We start from the raw sequence: 16,477 nt of genomic DNA on the forward strand, positions 1-16,477 counted from the left end.
TGTACCGGTTGTCACGCCAGTGGCATCGCCGGGTAGCTATGTTCGGAAGAGATAACCGCTGAAAGCATCTAAGCGGGAAACTCGCCTTGAGATGAGATATCCCCGGGGCTTCGAGCCCCTTGAAGGGTCGTTCGAGACCAGGACGTTGATAGGTCAGGTGTGGAAGCGCAGTAATGCGTTAAGCTAACTGATACTAATTGCCCGTAAGGCTTGATCCTATAACAGGTGTGCCTCCGCCCCGCGTGGGTGAGCAGGACGCACAGGTTGAGATCATGTGTTGTGCCGGAAACAACACAACCCCAATTCAGCAAAAAACCTCTTTACGCTTCTTCCCGATTGGCTGTGGCGCCAGGTCCGAAAGACCCGAGCCGACGCAGCAACCCGTCATGCCTGATGACCATAGCGAGCTGGTCCCACCCCTTCCCATCCCGAACAGGACCGTGAAACAGCTCCACGCCGATGATAGTGCGGATTGCCCGTGTGAAAGTAGGTAATCGTCAGGCTCCTTATGCTGTAACGTCCCGAACCCCGGTGTCTCCGAAAGAGCACCGGGGTTCTGGCGTTTACGCATCTTCAGATGCATGAAAAAAGCCGTCTTGGACGGCTTTTTGCATTGGTGCCCAGAATCACTGCTGTGCCAGAAATTTCGTCGCCAAATGCACCCAAAACGACGACCCGACCGGCAGCAGTTGATCGTTGAAGTCATAGCTCGCGTTGTGCAGCATGCAAGGGCCTGCGCCGTGTCCGGCATCCCGGTGGCCGCCTTCGCCATTGCCGAGAAACGCGTAGCAGCCGGGCTTTTCCAGCAGCATGAACGAGAAGTCCTCGGCGCCCATGGTCGGTTCGACGTTCGCGTCGACGTGATCGGCGCCGACCACCTCACGCATGACCTCCGCGGCGAACTGCGCCTCCGCGCTGCTGTTCACCGTCGGCGGATAGTTGCGATGGAAGGTGATGTCGACCGAGCAGTCGTACGCTTGCGCCGTGCCCTCGGTGATCTTGCGCAGTCGCGATTCGATCAGATCCAGCGTTTCCGTCGTGAAGGTACGCACCGTTCCCGCGATCCAGGCCGTATTCGGCACAACGTTGACCGCATCGCCCGCATGAATCTGTGTGATCGAGAGCACGGCCGTATCGAGCGGCTTCTTGTTGCGCGTGATGATGCTCTGCAACCCGTTCGCGATCTGCACCGCCGTAAAGACCGGATCGCGGCCATTGTGCGGCAACGCGGCGTGCGAACCTTCGCCTTTGATTTCAATACGGAATTCGTTGCTCGAGGCCATAATCGGCCCTTCGGTCACGCCGAAGTACCCAGCCGGCATGCCCGGCCAGTTGTGAATGCCGAAAACGGCGTCCACAGGAAACTGTTTGAAGAGGCCGTCTTCGATCATGGCTTTCGCGCCGGCGCCGCCTTCTTCGGCGGGCTGGAAAATGAAGACGATCGTGCCGTCGAACTGTCCGTGCCGTGCGAGATATTGCGCCGCGCCAAGCAGCATCGCCGTATGGCCGTCGTGGCCGCACGCGTGCATCTTGCCCTGGTTGCGAGAGCGATGATCGAACGTGTTGAGCTCCTGGATCGGCAACGCGTCCATATCCGCGCGCAATCCGACCATCCGTTTGCCGGTGCCGCGTTTGAGCACGCCGACGACGCCGGTCTGGCCCATGCCGCGATGCACTTCAATGCCCCATTCCGTGAGCTTCGCCGCAACGAGATCGGAGGTTTGGGTTTCTTCGTAGCGCAATTCGGGATGCGCGTGGATCGTTCGTCGGAGGCCTTGGATTTCGCCTTGTGCGGCCTGGATTTCCGGAATCAGTTTCATGGCGGACGGTGCTCAAAAAGTGGGCGCCCGGCCTTCGTCTCCAGAATAGGCCGGGTCTAGACGGACCATTCTACGCCGAACCTTTTTTTTCGCGCCAACCCACAGGGTGCGTACAAGGCTCGCACGCCGAACATAATAAAATCGCTGTTACGACAGACGCTTCACCCACGGATTTCCGATGAACGCTCCAGCCGAATTTGCTCGTGCAGTTTGCCCACACGATTGTCCCGATACCTGCGCGATGCGCGTGACCGTCGAAAACGGCCGGGCGATCAAGGTGAGCGGCGACCCCGACCACCCGCCCACGCAAGGCGTGCTGTGCACGAAGGTCACCCGCTATGCGGAGCGTGTCCATCATCCGAAGCGATTGACGCAGCCGATGAAGCGTGTGGGGCGCAAGGGGGAAGGGCATTTCGAGCCCATCAGCTGGGAGGAAGCCTGTCGAATCGCGGCCGAACGCCTCGGCGAAATCGCGCAGCGAGCGCCCGAAGCGATCCTGCCGTACAGCTATGCCGGCACCATGGGACTGGTTCAGGGCGATAGCATCGCCCAGCGCTTCTTTCACAAGCTCGGCGCATCGCGTCTCGATCGCGCGATCTGCGCGGCCGCGGGCGCCGCGGGCCTGCGTTATACGTTCGGCTCGAGCCTCGGCATGCTCACCGAGTATTTCGCCCAAAGCGAGGTGATCCTGATCTGGGGCGCCAACCCGATCGCGTCGAACCTGCACTTCTGGACCCGCGCGCAGGAGGCGAAACGCAACGGGGCCAAGCTGATCGCGATCGACCCCTATCGCTCGCTGACGGCCGAGAAGTGCCATCAGCACATTGCGCTCAAGCCCGGCACCGACGGCGCGCTCGCGCTCGGCATGATGCACGTGCTAATCACCGAGGACCGTCTCGATCACGATTACATTGCGGCCCACACGCACGGCTTCGACGCGCTGAAGGCCCGTGCGCTCACCTACACGCCCGCGCGCGTCGCCGCGATCTGCGGCATCGAGGAACAGGTCGTCGTCGATCTCGCGCGCCTCTATGCCTCGACGCGCAAGGCGGCAATTCGCATGAACTACGGCCTGCAGCGCGTGCGCGGCGGCGGCAACGCGGTGCGCGCCATCGCCTGCCTGCCCGCGTTGACCGGCGCGTGGCGCGATCGCGCGGGCGGCGTATTGCTTTCGTCGTCGGGCTGGGCCCCTGTCGATGCGAACGCGCTCCAGCGTCCGGATCTGATCCCGGGCTGGCCGCAGCATCAGCCGCGCATCGTCAACATGAACCAGATTGGCGACGCGCTCACGCACACGGGCGACGCCGCATTCGGGCCGAAGGTCGAAGCGATCGTCGTCTACAACTCGAATCCGGTTGCGGTTGCGCCCGAGTCGGCGAAGGTCGCGGCCGGCTTCGCACGCGAAGACCTCTTTACGATCGTGCTCGAGCAGTTCCAGACAGACACCGCCGATTACGCCGACCTGCTGCTGCCGGCCACGACCCAGCTCGAACATCTGGATGTCCACAAGTCCTACGGCCACACGCACGTCATGGCGAACCTGCCTGCCATCGCGCCCGTTGGCGAGGCGCGGCCGAACACCGAAATTTTCCGCTCCATCGCGCGCGCGATGGGCCTGACCGAGCCGGCGCTGTTCGAAAGCGACGAAGACGTGGCGGCCCACGCATTCGACTGGAGCGATCCCGCACTGGGCGGCGCCGACTGGGCGGCGCTCAAGCGCGAAGGCTGGCTGAAGCTGAACATCGCCGAAGCACCGTTCGCGCGTGGCGGTTTTCGCACGCCCACGGGCAAGTGCGAGTTCCATAGCGAGGCGCTTGCGGAGGCCGGGCTCGATCCGCTGCCCGACTATCTGCCGCCGCACGAATCGGCGGACGGTGCGCCCGAACTCGCCGCGCGCTTTCCGCTCGCGATGATCTCGCCGCCTGCGCGCAACTTCCTGAACAGCACCTTCGTGAACGTGGAAAGCCTGCGCGCGACCGAAGGGGAGCCGCACGTGGACCTCCATCCTGCCGACGCCGCCCGCCGCGAGATTGCCGACGGCGACGAGGTTCGCGTGTTCAACGACCGCGGCTCGATGCGCGCGCGGGCGCGGGTGACCGATCGTGCACGCAGCGGTCTCGTGGTGGGCCTGTCGATCTGGTGGAAGAAGCTTGCGCCGGACGGCCGCAACGCCAACGAGGTGACCAGCCAGGCGCTCACCGATCTTGGCGGCTCGGCGACTTTTTACGATTGTCTCGTCGAGGTCGAGCGCGCCTGAAAGCGCCACACGCTGCCGCTACCAACCCCGCGAGGCACGTTCGAGGGGCCTTTCTAACTGGCTGATTTGCTGACATAAAAGCTGGGTCGCCATGCTACGATCCAAATTTTTAGCACGACCATTCGAAAAATCAAGGAGGAGACGCTGCATGGAAAAAGTCTGGCTGAAATCGTACCCGCCCGGCGTTCCCGCTGAAATCGACGCGAGCCGTTATCCGTCCATCACTGCGCTGCTCGAGGAGAGCTTCAGCGAATTCCGTGCAAAGCCCGCTTTCGCCTGCATGGGCAAGACGATCACTTACGGCGAGCTGGACCAGCTCTCCCAGCGTCTGGCCGCGTGGTTCCAGTCGCGCGGCATCGCACGTGGGGCGCGCATCGCGCTCATGATGCCCAACGTGCTCCAGTATCCGGTCGCGCTCGCCGCTGTGCTGCGCGCGGGATACGTCGTCGTGAACGTGAACCCGCTCTACACGCCGCGCGAACTCGAGCACCAGTTGAAGGACAGCGGCGCCGAGGCGATCGTCGTCCTCGAGAATTTCGCGGGGACCGTGAGCGCCGTTGTCGCGAATACGCGCGTGAAGCACGTGCTGGTCGCGGCGATGGGCGATCTGCTTGGCGCGAAGGGCTTCATCGTCAACTTCGTCGTACGTAGCGTGAAGAAGATGGTGCCCGCCTGGAACCTTCCCGGCCACGTGCGCTTCAACGACGCGCTCGCCGAAGGGGCACGCAAAGGCTTCACGCGCGTCGAGCAGACGCCCGAGGACGTCGCCTTCCTTCAGTACACGGGCGGCACGACCGGCGTGGCCAAGGGGGCGACGCTGCTGCACAGCAACCTGATCGCCAACGTGCTGCAGTCGGCGGCATGGACCGAGCCCGCGCTGGCGAAATTGCCATCCGGTACACAACCGGTAACGGTCGCGGCGCTGCCGCTGTATCACGTGTTTGCATTGACCGTTTGCGGGCTGCTGACGCTGCGCACCGGCGGTCTCGCGATCCTGATTCCGAATCCGCGCGATATCGCCGGCATGATCAAGGAGCTGCGTGGCTACTCGATCACGTGTTTCCCCGCGGTGAACACGCTTTACAACGCGATGCTCAACCATCCGGAATTCGGCAATCTGGACTTCACGCACCTGCTCGTTGCGAACGGCGGCGGCATGGCGGTGCAGGAGGCGGTGGCCAGGCGCTGGTACGAGCGCACGCATACGCCGATCGTCGAAGGCTATGGCCTCTCGGAAACCTCGCCCAGCGTGACCTGCAACCCGGTCACGGCGACGGAATACACCGGCACGATCGGTTTGCCGCTGCCTTCCACCGAAATCTCGATTCGCGACGATGCGGGCAACGAACTGCCGATCGGCGAAGCGGGCGAGATCTGCATCCGCGGGCCGCAGGTGATGGCGGGCTACTGGCAGCGGCCTGAAGAAACGGCGAAGGTCATGACGCCGGACGGCTACTTCAAGTCGGGCGACATCGGTCTCATCAACGCGCGCGGCTACATCAAGCTTGTCGACCGCAAGAAGGACATGATTCTGGTCTCGGGCTTCAATGTTTATCCGAACGAAGTCGAGGACGTCGTGGCCAAGCTGCCGGGCGTGTTCGAAGTGGCGGCGGTGGGCGTGCCGGACCAGAATTCGGGCGAGGCGGTGAAGCTCTATATCGTCAAGAAGGACCCGGCGCTCACCGACAAGGACGTGTTCGAGTACTGCAAGACGCAGCTCACCGGCTACAAGCGGCCGAAGATCATCGAGTTTCGCAACGATCTGCCCAAGAGCAACGTCGGCAAGATCCTGCGCCGCGAGCTGCGCGACGGTCGCGCCTGAAAACGCAAGAAAGAAGCCAAAGGCCAGCGAGTCGCAAGCAAAAAGCGGTCTGCCCATCGAGGGCAGGCCGCATTTTTTTGGGGGCGTGCGCACTGTGGCGAAACGACAAAACGCACCCAAGAAAAAAGGCGCCCGGAGGCGCCTTCGAGATTACAGCGACTGTTCTTCTTAGAACTTGTGACGGATACCGACGCGAGCCGTGAACACGTTGTTCGTGCTCGACGGCGTGATGGGGCCGTTGAGGTTCGCTACAGCGGACTGGTCCAGCGAGTTCGTACCCGTAGCGTGCTGGTACACGCCGATCAGGTAGACGTCCGTGCGCTTCGACAGGAAGTAGTCCGTGCCCAAGGCGTACTGGAAGTACTTCGCGCCCCTGTTGCTCGAGCCGTTCGCCAAGGTAACGCTGCGGCCGTCCGTGTAGTCGAACGCGAAGCCTGCGAGCAGAGCCGGCGTGAACTGGTACTTGAAGTTCGCTTCGACGTTGTTGAACGTCGCGTTCGAGCCGCGCTGGTAAGCAACTCCGCCCGTCGAGCCCGCGACCGCACCCAGGTTGCGGAAGCTGACGTTCGAATACGTCAGGCCAAACGTTGCTGCGCCAAGTGTGTATGCGCCGCCTGCACCGATGACCTGGTACGTATTAGCCGTCGAGAAGCCACCGTACACCGCGTTGCCGTTGATCGTACTAGCCGTAGTCGGCAAGTTCGAGAGCGGCGACGAGGTCGAGCCGTTGTTGAACAGGCCGCCGAAAGCGTTCGGCGTGCGTGCGTTCAGGTAACCAACGCCAAGAGCGAGGGGGCCGTTGTTGTAGCCGGCACCCAGCGACCAGATCTGGTTCCCGGTGATATTGCCTGCCTGGCCACCGAAGCTGTACGTACCGCCGAACGTGAGGCCGCCATAGTTCGCGCTGGTGTACTTGACCGTGTTGTTCGTACGGTACGCGTTGTTGAAGTTGTCCAGATCTTGCGGGTGAGCCACGATGTAGCCGCCCCACTGGTCGCCTGCTTCAAGCGGGCCGACGTAGTCGACGACGGAGTCGTACTGGCGACCCAGCGTGACCGTGCCGAACTGTGCGCTCGAGAGGCCGACGTAAGCCTGGCGGCCGAACATCAGGCCGCCCTGGCCGAGCTTGCCGTTATTCACGTCGAAGCCGTTTTCGAGCACGAAGACTGCCTTCAGGCCGCCGCCGAGGTCTTCAGCGCCGCGCAGGCCGAATCGGCTGCCTTGCAGAACGCCGCTCGACAGGTTGTACAGGTGCTTGCCACCCGAGTTCGTGTTGATATTGAAACCTTCGTCGATGATGCCGTACAGCGTGACGCTGCTCTGAGCGTGAGCAACGCCCGCGAACGCGCCCAGCGCAGCCAGCGCGAGAAGCGACTTCTTCATTGAATGATCTCCAGTGTTTGCGAATCTTTTGCGTCTTTTAACAGGACCGGTTTTTTATAGTGCGGGGTCCTGTCCTTCTAACTTCGCGAGAAGTTGCCACGTAATGTAACAAAAGGGTTAATGGTCACAAAGGAAAAGCCAGGGCCTCGCTAAGTACCTGTTTCGTTTACACAACATGGTCTAGAATATGCGGCTATCTATCGGCGCTGCCCCGGATTGACGGATGTGCGCGAGTTTGTGTAGTGGTGGAAGGGCAGTCCGGGCGAGCGGCCAATCCGGCTCGCCAGCGAAATGAAAGGGAGGCTGGATGACGCTAGATGACTTGATTACCGAATTCGACCGGGGCCTGCGCTCTCTCACCGGCGTGTCGCGCATGACGCGTCCGATGCCGCAGCCTTCCCCCGTTACTATCGAAGTGACGCCCGAGGGCGATGCCGTCCCGGCCGGCAGCGAACTCACGCCTGCCGAGCGCACGCACGCCGCCGGCCTCATGCGCGTCAACCACGTGGGCGAAGTGTGCGCACAGGCGCTGTATCAGGCGCAGAAAATCTCGGCGCGCTCGCCCTCGCTCAAGGCTGCCTTCGAGCAGGCCGCGCGCGAGGAAGAGGATCACCTCGCGTGGACCTCGCGCCGGCTGCAGGCGCTGGACTCGCGTCCGAGCCTGCTTAACCCGCTGTGGTACGCAGGCGCGCTCGCGATCGGCTTCGCCGCCGGCCGCCTCGGCGACAAAGTGAGCCTCGGCTTCATGGCCGAAACCGAGCGCCAGGTCGAGCATCATCTCGACAGCCACCTCGACAGCCTGCCGCCCGCCGATCTCGAGTCGCGCGCGGTCGTCGAGCAAATGCGCGCCGATGAAATCTCGCACGCAAAATCGGCCACCGATCTGGGCGGAGCCGAATTGCCTTTGCCGGTGCGCTCGCTAATGCGCGTAGCATCGAAATTCATGACGCGAACCGCCTACTACATCTGATTATTGGGCTTGGGCCGACAATCGCTGTCGGTCCAAACCCGGATTAATCTTTCAGAGCTTTCAGCCCCGGTTTTAATCCCCGCAAGCCCCCGCTCGATCCCGCCATAGGCCGTTTATCGCCACGCTTTTCACGTATCACCTTCACAACCTGCGTTAGTTCATTCATTCATAACGGTTTTTGGCTTTTGTCCCGACTTCAACAAGTGCCGCTAAGTCCTTGTTCTAGCGGATAAATTTCGTCAAAAAACGTCCGGTCTCCCTTGACCCTCGTGGGGCGTTCCTCTAAAGTGGGAGACAGTGTGAGAAAGTGTATTTTTGTGTGATTTCAGACGCGTATTCAGGTAGATTTTCCGGGATTTAGGCGGGCGGCCAAAGCGCCGCATTAGGGGGAGCAAATTGTTCCAGGGGGCGTCGGCGCTGACACTCGATGCGAAAGGACGGATGTCGATTCCGTCTCGCTATCGGGAAGCGCTGCAACAACAGGCAGAAGGACGGGTGACGATCACCAAGCACCCGGACGGCTGCCTGTTGCTATTTCCGCGCCCCGAATGGGAAGTGTTCCGCTCGAAGGTCGCCGCCTTGCCGATGGATGCGCACTGGTGGCGTCGCATTTTTCTGGGCAATGCGTCCGACGTCGATGTCGACAGTGCGGGCCGCGTGCTCGTCTCACCTGAATTGCGTCTGGCAGCAGGAATGGAAAAGGAAGTCATGCTGCTCGGCATGGGTAGTCATTTTGAGTTGTGGGATGCGCAGACCTACGCCGCCAAGGAACAGGCGGCGATGGCGCAGGGCATGCCCGACGCCTTGAAAAATTTCACGTTCTGATCGCGGTTCAAAAAGCTATGGCATCTGCGATGGGACAGGGACTGCAGCATCGCACGGTGCTGCTAGACGAAGCGGTGAACGCACTGGTCACGCGCGCGGACGGCGTCTATGTGGACGGCACGTTCGGTCGCGGTGGGCACAGTCGCGCGATCCTCGGGCGTCTCGGCGAGGCTGGGCGCCTGATCGCGTTCGACAAGGACCCGCTGGCGTTCGCGACAGCGCAAACCGTGAACGACGCGCGGTTTTCGATCGTGCATGAGAGTTTTGCTTCGCTGCGCGACGAGCTCGCGTCGCGCGGGGTAGGGCGTGTGTCGGGAATATTGCTGGACCTTGGCGTGTCGTCGCCGCAAGTCGACGATCCGCAGCGCGGTTTTAGTTTCCGCGCGGATGGCCCACTCGACATGCGGATGGACCCGACGCGCGGCGAGTCCGCCGCTGACTGGCTCGCTCGGGCCACGTTGCAGGAACTGACGGAGGTAATTCGGGATTATGGGGAAGAACGGTTTGCTTTTCAGATTGCAAAGGCGCTTGTTGCTCGCCGGGCAGAGTCCGACCGTCTCGGGCCTCTCGACAGCACGGGCGAGCTTGCCCAAATCGTGGCTAACGTCGTCAAAACCCGTGAGAAGGGTAAGGACCCGGCAACCCGCACCTTTCAAGCTATACGGATTCACGTCAATCAAGAGCTTGCGGAGCTGCAGGTCGTTCTAGAAGCAGCACTGTCGTTGCTGGAACAGGGGGGGCGGCTGGTGGTCATCAGCTTTCATTCGCTCGAAGACCGGATCGTCAAGCGGTTCATGCAGGCGCACGCGAGCGCGCCGGCGGTGGATCGCCGCCTGCCGATTCGCGCCGTCGACCTGCCGAGTCCGCCGCTCAAGCTGCTCGGCCGCGTGTTCGCGAGCGACGAGGAAGTCGCCGCGAACCCGCGCGCCCGCTCGGCCGTAATGCGCACCGCGGAGCGCATCACGCCATGAATCGTCTGAACATCTTCCTGCTGATCGTCGTCATGGGGTGCGCGCTTTCCGTCGTGAACGCCAACAATCAGCAGCGCCAGATCTTCATCCAGTTGCAACGCGCGCAGTCGCAGGAGCATCAGCTTCAGCAGGACTACGCACAGCTTCAATATCAGCAGAGCGCGCTGTCGAGAACGTCGCGCATCGAACAGATCGCCACCGACTCGCTCAAGATGCAGCCCGTCACGACCGGACGCACGCAATATCTGACGCTCGCGCCCGGCAGCGTAACCGCCGTCGACGCCCCCGTGCCGACCTCGGCGCCCCCGCAGGGCGCCGCGCCCACGACTGGCCGCCGCGGAGGCACGCGATGAAAAAGGACAATCGCCGCAAGAGCGTCGCCTTCAGCGCCAACCCCATTCTCTCCGTGCGCCTGCCGATGTGGCGCTCGAAGCTCGTCGTGTTCCTGCTCTTCATGGCGTTCGTCGCGCTCGCCGCGCGCGCGTTCTGGATTCAGGGCCCGGGCAACGCGTTCTATCAGAAGCAGGGCGAAAGCCGCTACCAGCGCACGATCGAGCTGCCGGCCACACGCGGCAAGATTCTCGACCGCAACGGCCTCGTGCTCGCCACGAGTCTGCCCGTGCGCGCGATCTGGGCGATTCCCGAAGCCGTGCCCGACGATCTCGGCGCCGACAAGCTCAACCAGCTCGGCGCGCTGCTCGGCATGAACACGAAAGAGCTGCGCGCGAAGCTCTCCGAAGACAAGACGTTCGTCTATGTGAAGCGCCAGGTGCCGCTCGACGTCGCGCAGAAAGTAACGGCGCTCGACATTCCGGGCGTTTACCAGCGCAACGAATACAAGCGCTTCTATCCGGAAGGCGACGTCACCGCGCACTTGATCGGCTTCACCAACGTCGAGGACGAAGGCCAGGAAGGCGTCGAGCTGTCGGACCAGAAGGTGCTCGCGGGCGTGCCGGGCATTCGCCACGTGATCAAGGACCGCATGGGCCACATCGTCGAGGACGTCGACGAAACGGTCGTGCCCCACGATGGCAAGGACGTCGAACTGTCGATCGACAGCAAGATTCAGTACATCGCCTATTCGAACCTGAAAGCCGCCGTCGAGAAGTTCAAGGCGAAGGCCGGCGCCGCGATGGTGGTGGACGTGCGCACGGGCGAAGTGCTCGCGCTCGTGAACTATCCGACCTACAACCCGAACGATCGCTCGCACCTCACGGGCGAGCAGTTGCGCAATCGCATCCTTACCGACGTGTTCGAGCCGGGTTCGATCATGAAGCCCTTCACGGTGTCGCTTGCACTGGATCTGCACCGCGTCTCGCCGAGTACACTGGTGGATACGGGCGCGGGCCACTTCACCCTCGACGGCGCGACCATCACCGACGACGCCGGTTTTGGCGTGCTGACGGTGGGCGGCGTGATCCAGAAGTCGAGCAACATCGGCGCGACCAAGATCGCGATGACGCTGCGCCCCGAAGAAATGTGGGACATGTACACCAGCATCGGTCTCGGTCAGGCGCCGAAGGTCGGGTTCCCCGGCGCGGCGGCGGGCCGTCTGCGTCCGTGGAAAAGCTGGCGCCGCATCGAGCAGGCGACGATGTCCTACGGCTACGGCCTCTCGGTTTCGCTATTCCAGCTTGCGCGCGCGTACACGGCGATCGCGCACGACGGCCAGATTCTGCCCGTGACGATCTTCCGCCACCCCGGCGACACACAGCCGGTGCAGGGCACGCAGGTTTTCGCGCCGACCACGGCGCGTGAAGTGCGCACGATGCTGGAGAGCGTGGTGTCGAAGGACGGTACCTCGCCCGACGCCGCGGTGCCCGGCTACCGCGTGGGCGGCAAGTCCGGTACGGCGTACAAGCATGGGCCGCACGGCTACGATCATTCGAAGTATCGCGCGTCGTTCGTCGGCATGGCGCCGATGCCCAATCCGCGCATCGTCGTGGCCGTTACGGTCGACGAACCGACGGCCGGCAGCCACTTCGGCGGCGCGGTGTCGGGTCCGGTGTTTTCGGGCATCGTCGGCGATACGCTGCGCTCGCTCAACGTCCCGCCGGATATGCCGGTGAAGCAGCTGGTCGTCGAGGACAATAGCGCCGCCGGCGCCTCGGCCCCGGCCGTCGCGAACGCGCCAGCTACGCCCGTGAAGCACGTGGCGAACGCGGCCGCCGCCAAAAGCGCCGCAGCCGCGCATCACATGACCGTCGCGGACAACGCGAAAAATCGACCCGGAGTCGTCCGATGAGCGCCACGCGCACCCAGCATCCCGCGCACCGGCAGATCGCGGACGCGCTCGCATGGCTGCGCGCGCACGTCACGCCAGAAGCGGGCCTGCACGCCGATACGCGCTCGCTCAAGCCGGGCGATGTGTTTCTCGCCTATGCGGTCGAGGGTGCGGACAGCCGGCCGCACATCGCCAATGCAATCGAGCGGGGCGCTGCAGCCGTGCTGTATCAGCCGGAAGGGTATGCGGGCGAGAAGCTCGACGCGTCGAATGCGCTCGCTGTGCCGCAGCTCGACGTGCTCGCGGGCGAAATCGCCAGCGGCTGGTATGGCGACCCGAGCGATGCGATGCTCGTGGTCGGCGTGACGGGCACGAACGGCAAGACGTCGTGCAGCCAGTGGATCGCCTCGACGTTCACGGCCATCGGCCAGAAGTGCGCAATCGTCGGCACGCTGGGCACGGGCTTTCCGGGCCAACTCGTGCACACGGGCTTCACCACGCCCGATGCGCCGCAACTGCAACGCAGCCTCGCGCAATTGCGCGGCGCCGGCGCACTGGCGATTGCGATGGAAGTCTCCTCGCACGCGCTGCATCAGGGCCGCGTGAACGGCACCTCGTTCGACATCGCCGTCTTCACGAATCTCACGCAAGACCATCTCGACTATCACCACACGTTCGAGGCCTACGAGGCCGCGAAGGCGCGTCTGTTCGCATGGCCGGGCCTGCGCGCCGCGATCATCAACGCTGACGACGCAGCGGGCCGCCGCCTGATCGCCGCGACGCGCGGCAAGGCTCGCACGATCGCGTACAGCGTGGCGACTCCGGCCGCCGACGCACCCGTCGCCGACGCCTGGCTGCGCGCGAACGACGTGCGCGCGACCGCCACCGGCACGGCGTTCCATCTGGAAACGTCGGATTGGGGCGAGGCGCAAGTCGAGGCGCACGTGCTGGGCCTCTTCAACGTGAGCAATCTGCTCGGCGTGCTCGGCGCGCTGCTTGCGGCGAATGTGCCGCTCGTCGCGGCGCTCAACGAGATCTCGAAGCTGCAGCCGGTGAACGGCCGCATGGAGCGCCTTGGCGGCCGCGCCGATCGCGACGAGCCGCTCGTCGTGATCGATTACGCCCATACGCCGGACGCGCTCGAAAAAACGCTCGAGGCGCTGCGCCCGATGGCGGCCGCACGCGGCGGCCAGCTCGTCTGCATGTTCGGCTGCGGCGGCGATCGCGACGCGACCAAGCGCCCGCTGATGGGTGCGATCGCGGAACGCCTGGCCGACCAGGTCGTCGTGACGAGCGATAACCCGCGCAGCGAATCGCCTGCCGCGATCATCGAGCAGATCGCACAAGGCATGCGCGACGCCGCGAAGGCGCGCCGCATCGAGGATCGCGCGAGTGCGATCCTGCAAGCGGTGCGCGGCGCGGCGCGCGAAGACGTCGTCGTGCTGGCCGGCAAGGGCCACGAGGCGACCCAGGAAATCATGGGCAAGAAGCGCGCGTTCTCCGATCAGGACCACGCGCGGCTTGCACTCGCCGCCCGTGCCACGCACGGGCGCGGAGGTGGTGAATGACGATGCTTTCCCTACGGGAAGCCGCGGCGCTGATTCCCGGCGCGAGCGTCCTCGGCGACGAGAACGCCACGTTCGAGCGCATTTCGACCGACAGCCGCACCACGGGCCCCGGCGATCTCTTCGTCGCGCTCAAGGGCGACCGCTTCGACGCGCACGACTTTCTCGGCGAGGTCGCGAACCGCCACGTGAGCGCGGCGCTCGTTTCGCGCAGCCCCGGCGACTGGCGCATTCCCGCGCTGCGCGTGGACGACACGCGCAAGGCGCTCGGGGCGCTCGCGCTCGGCTGGCGCCGTCGCTTCTCGATGCCGCTCGTCGCCGTGACGGGCAGCAACGGCAAAACGACGGTCAAGGAAATGATCGCGTCGATCTTCGCGGCGGCCGTTGGAGAAAATTTGCGTCTCGCGACCACCGGAAACCTCAATAACGACATCGGCGTGCCGTTAACGTTGCTGCGTTTGAGCGGCGCTCATCGGCTGGCGGTGGTCGAACTCGGCATGAATCACCCGGACGAGACCGAGTTGCTCGCGAAATTCGCCGAGCCGACGGTCGCGGTGGTGAATAACGCGCAGCGCGAGCATCAGGAATTCATGGCGACGGTGGAAGCCGTCGCACTCGAGCATGCGAGCGTGATTCACGCGCTCAAGCCCACGGGCGTCGCGGTGTTTCCCGCCGACGATGCCTACGCGAGCATCTGGCGCGTGGCGGCGACGGGTTCGCGCATTCTCGACTTCGCGCTGCATACGGATACGCGTGCGGTTGAAGCCGCAGTCACCGGCAAGCTCGTCGACAAGCTGGAGGGCAACCGTCTCGCGATCGCGACGCCGGAAGGCCATCTCGAAGTGGAGTTGAAAGTGCTGGGCGCGCACAACGCGCACAACGCGCTCGCGGCCACGGCGGCGGCGATCGCGTCGGGCGTATCGCTCGAAGCGATCGGGCGCGGGCTCGAGGCGTTCGAGCCGGTTAAGGGCCGCTTGCAGGTGAAGCGCGCGGCGCTTGGCGAACTGACGGGCGCGACGGTGATCGACGACACCTACAACGCGAATCCCGATTCGGTGCGCGCGGCGATCGACGTGCTGGCTTCGCGCATGTCGCCGCGCGTGCTCGTGCTGGGAGACATGGGCGAAGTCGGCGACGACGGTCCCGCGTTTCACCGCGAGGTGGGCGCTTACGCGAAGGAACGCGGCATCGACGCGCTCTACACGCTCGGCGACGCAGCGCGTGACAGCGCGGCGGCGTTCGGCGCGCAGGCGCAGCACGCCGCCGACGTGGGCGAGCTCGTGCGCATGCTGGCCGGTGCCGGTTACGGCGCTGGCGCAACGATTCTCGTGAAAGGCTCGCGCTTCATGCAGATGGAGCGCGTGGTGGCGGCTTTGACAAACCCGCCCACGAATCCGCAAAACCCTGCACCGGACCCGAAGTCCGGTGCGCACTGAAATACGAAGGAATACAAGGCATGCTACTGGCGCTGGCGCAATGGCTGCAGAATGACGCAAGCTTCTTGCGCGTGTTCAGTTATCTGACGTTCCGTGCGGTGATGGCCACCATCACCGCGATGGCGATCGGGCTTTTTCTCGGCCCGTGGGTGATCCGCAAGCTCACCGCAATGAAAGTCGGCCAGGCCGTGCGTACGGACGGTCCGCAAACTCACCTGGTGAAGTCCGGCACGCCCACCATGGGCGGCGTGCTCATTCTGCTGGGCATCGCGGTTTCCACCTTGCTGTGGGGCGACCTCGCGAACCGCTTCATCTGGATCGTGATGCTCGTCACGTTCGGCTTTGGCGCGATCGGCTGGGTCGACGACTATCGCAAGGTCGTCTACAAGGACCCGCGCGGCATGTCTTCGCGCGAGAAGTACTTCTGGCAGTCGGTGATCGGTCTGTTCGCGGCGGTGTATCTCGCGTTCAGCGTCTCCGAGGCGAGCAACGTGCGCGTGTTCGATCTCTTCATGGCATGGGTGCGTAGCGGCCTCTCAATGGGCCTGCCCGCGCGCGCCGACTTGCTGCTGCCGTTCCTCAAGTCGATCAGCTATCCGCTCGGCGTGTGGGGCTTCATCGCGCTCACGTATTTCGTGATCGTCGGCGCGAGCAACGCCGTGAACCTCACCGATGGCCTCGACGGTCTCGTGATCATGCCAGTCGTTCTCGTTGGCGCGTCGCTCGGCGTGTTCGCCTATGTGATGGGCAGCTCGGTCTACTCGAAGTATCTGCTCTTTCCGCACATTGCCGGAGCCGGCGAACTGCTCATCTTCTGTTCGGCGATGGGCGGGGCAGGGCTCGCGTTCCTCTGGTTCAACACGTATCCGGCCCAGGTCTTCATGGGCGACGTGGGCGCGCTCGCGCTCGGCGGCGCGCTGGGAACCATCGCGGTCATCGTGCGTCAGGAAATCGTGCTCTTCATCATGGGCGGCATCTTCGTGGCGGAGACGCTCTCCGTGATGCTGCAGGTCACCTGGTTCAAGTACACGAAAAAGCGTTACGGCGAAGGGCGCCGCATCTTCAAGATGGCGCCGCTGCATCACCATTTCGAGCTGTCTGGCTGGAAAGAAACGCAGGTTGTCGTGCGTTTCTGGGTTATCACGCTGATGCTGTGTCTGATCGGTCTGTCCACGCTCAAGCTGCGTTGAGCCTCTAAGTAAGC

12 protein-coding genes and 2 rRNA genes are annotated in these 16,477 nt (G+C 63.8%); 12 read left to right on the forward strand and 2 right to left on the reverse strand.

Features of this window, described 5'->3' with window-relative positions; translation table 11 throughout:
* A 23S ribosomal RNA gene (locus tag M3I53_RS29045) occupies positions 1-218 on the forward strand; the annotation flags it as partial.
* A 171-nt stretch (positions 219-389) separates the two neighbouring features.
* Positions 390-503: ribosomal RNA gene (gene rrf, locus M3I53_RS29050) — 5S ribosomal RNA — on the forward strand.
* A 123-nt stretch (positions 504-626) separates the two neighbouring features.
* Here the strand turns inward: rrf and M3I53_RS29055 are convergent.
* Positions 627-1,820: a M20 aminoacylase family protein gene (locus M3I53_RS29055; protein ID WP_254319275.1), complete on the reverse strand. Its 1,194-nt coding sequence runs from the start codon at positions 1,818-1,820 to the stop codon at positions 627-629.
* Positions 1,821-1,998: 178 nt separating this feature from the next.
* Here M3I53_RS29055 and M3I53_RS29060 point away from each other — a divergent pair, with 178 nt between their 5' ends.
* A complete protein-coding gene (locus M3I53_RS29060) occupies positions 1,999-4,077 on the forward strand; it encodes a molybdopterin-dependent oxidoreductase (RefSeq protein WP_254319276.1) in 2,079 nt (692 codons plus the stop codon).
* Positions 4,078-4,225: 148 nt separating this feature from the next.
* Positions 4,226-5,899 (forward strand): long-chain fatty acid--CoA ligase, encoded by a 1,674-nt coding sequence (locus M3I53_RS29065; protein WP_254319277.1) that lies wholly within the window; start codon positions 4,226-4,228, stop codon positions 5,897-5,899.
* 168 nt (positions 5,900-6,067) lie between these two features.
* Here the strand turns inward: M3I53_RS29065 and M3I53_RS29070 are convergent, their stop codons facing one another.
* Positions 6,068-7,282 carry a porin gene (locus M3I53_RS29070; protein ID WP_254319278.1) on the reverse strand — a complete coding sequence of 405 codons (1,215 nt, stop codon included), beginning with the start codon at positions 7,280-7,282 and terminating at the stop codon, positions 6,068-6,070.
* A 307-nt stretch (positions 7,283-7,589) separates the two neighbouring features.
* Between M3I53_RS29070 and coq7 the strand changes: the two genes are divergently transcribed.
* The 8 genes from coq7 to mraY all read left to right on the forward strand — a co-directional run bounded on the left by coq7 (position 7,590) and on the right by mraY (position 16,463).
* The gene (gene coq7 / locus M3I53_RS29075; RefSeq protein WP_254319279.1) at positions 7,590-8,252 is read left to right on the forward strand and encodes a 2-polyprenyl-3-methyl-6-methoxy-1,4-benzoquinone monooxygenase; all 663 of its coding nucleotides are present in this window, start codon (positions 7,590-7,592) and stop codon (positions 8,250-8,252) included.
* 396 nt (positions 8,253-8,648) lie between these two features.
* Complete coding sequence (gene mraZ / locus M3I53_RS29080; protein WP_028207782.1) at positions 8,649-9,077, forward strand: division/cell wall cluster transcriptional repressor MraZ; 429 nt, start codon at positions 8,649-8,651, stop codon at positions 9,075-9,077.
* Positions 9,078-9,094: 17 nt separating this feature from the next.
* Complete coding sequence (gene rsmH / locus M3I53_RS29085) at positions 9,095-10,048, forward strand: 16S rRNA (cytosine(1402)-N(4))-methyltransferase RsmH (protein ID WP_254319280.1); 954 nt, start codon at positions 9,095-9,097, stop codon at positions 10,046-10,048.
* A complete protein-coding gene (gene ftsL, locus M3I53_RS29090) occupies positions 10,045-10,401 on the forward strand; it encodes a cell division protein FtsL (protein WP_254319281.1) in 357 nt (118 codons plus the stop codon). The genes rsmH and ftsL overlap by 4 nt, the downstream gene beginning before the upstream one ends.
* Positions 10,398-12,293 (forward strand): penicillin-binding protein 2, encoded by a 1,896-nt coding sequence (locus tag M3I53_RS29095; RefSeq protein ID WP_254319282.1) that lies wholly within the window; start codon positions 10,398-10,400, stop codon positions 12,291-12,293. Before ftsL ends, M3I53_RS29095 begins: the two co-directional genes overlap by 4 nt.
* Positions 12,290-13,840: a UDP-N-acetylmuramoyl-L-alanyl-D-glutamate--2,6-diaminopimelate ligase gene (locus M3I53_RS29100; protein ID WP_254319283.1), complete on the forward strand. Its 1,551-nt coding sequence runs from the start codon at positions 12,290-12,292 to the stop codon at positions 13,838-13,840. Before M3I53_RS29095 ends, M3I53_RS29100 begins: the two co-directional genes overlap by 4 nt.
* On the forward strand, positions 13,837-15,273 hold the full coding sequence (gene murF, locus M3I53_RS29105) for a UDP-N-acetylmuramoyl-tripeptide--D-alanyl-D-alanine ligase (RefSeq protein WP_254319284.1): 1,437 nt from the start codon (positions 13,837-13,839) through the stop codon (positions 15,271-15,273). The genes M3I53_RS29100 and murF overlap by 4 nt, the downstream gene beginning before the upstream one ends.
* Positions 15,274-15,293: 20 nt before the next feature.
* Positions 15,294-16,463, forward strand: coding sequence for a phospho-N-acetylmuramoyl-pentapeptide-transferase (gene mraY, locus M3I53_RS29110; RefSeq protein ID WP_254319285.1), 1,170 nt, complete (start codon positions 15,294-15,296; stop codon positions 16,461-16,463).
* The last annotated feature ends 14 nt before the right edge of the window (positions 16,464-16,477 follow it).

It is taken from the genome of Paraburkholderia sp. CNPSo 3272 (genome assembly GCF_024206495.1).
GTDB lineage: Bacteria > Pseudomonadota > Gammaproteobacteria > Burkholderiales > Burkholderiaceae > Paraburkholderia.

Coding starts and splice junctions, on each gene's coding strand:
- M3I53_RS29055 (WP_254319275.1), bottom strand. CDS start 1,820: ATGAAACTGATTCCGGAAATCCAGGCCGCACAAGGCGAAATCCAAGGC.
- M3I53_RS29060 (WP_254319276.1), top strand. CDS start 1,999: ATGAACGCTCCAGCCGAATTTGCTCGTGCAGTTTGCCCACACGATTGT.
- M3I53_RS29065 (WP_254319277.1), top strand. CDS start 4,226: ATGGAAAAAGTCTGGCTGAAATCGTACCCGCCCGGCGTTCCCGCTGAA.
- M3I53_RS29070 (WP_254319278.1), bottom strand. CDS start 7,282: ATGAAGAAGTCGCTTCTCGCGCTGGCTGCGCTGGGCGCGTTCGCGGGC.
- coq7 (WP_254319279.1), top strand. CDS start 7,590: ATGACGCTAGATGACTTGATTACCGAATTCGACCGGGGCCTGCGCTCT.
- rsmH (WP_254319280.1), top strand. CDS start 9,095: ATGGCATCTGCGATGGGACAGGGACTGCAGCATCGCACGGTGCTGCTA.
- ftsL (WP_254319281.1), top strand. CDS start 10,045: ATGAATCGTCTGAACATCTTCCTGCTGATCGTCGTCATGGGGTGCGCG.
- M3I53_RS29095 (WP_254319282.1), top strand. CDS start 10,398: ATGAAAAAGGACAATCGCCGCAAGAGCGTCGCCTTCAGCGCCAACCCC.
- M3I53_RS29100 (WP_254319283.1), top strand. CDS start 12,290: ATGAGCGCCACGCGCACCCAGCATCCCGCGCACCGGCAGATCGCGGAC.
- murF (WP_254319284.1), top strand. CDS start 13,837: ATGACGATGCTTTCCCTACGGGAAGCCGCGGCGCTGATTCCCGGCGCG.
- mraY (WP_254319285.1), top strand. CDS start 15,294: ATGCTACTGGCGCTGGCGCAATGGCTGCAGAATGACGCAAGCTTCTTG.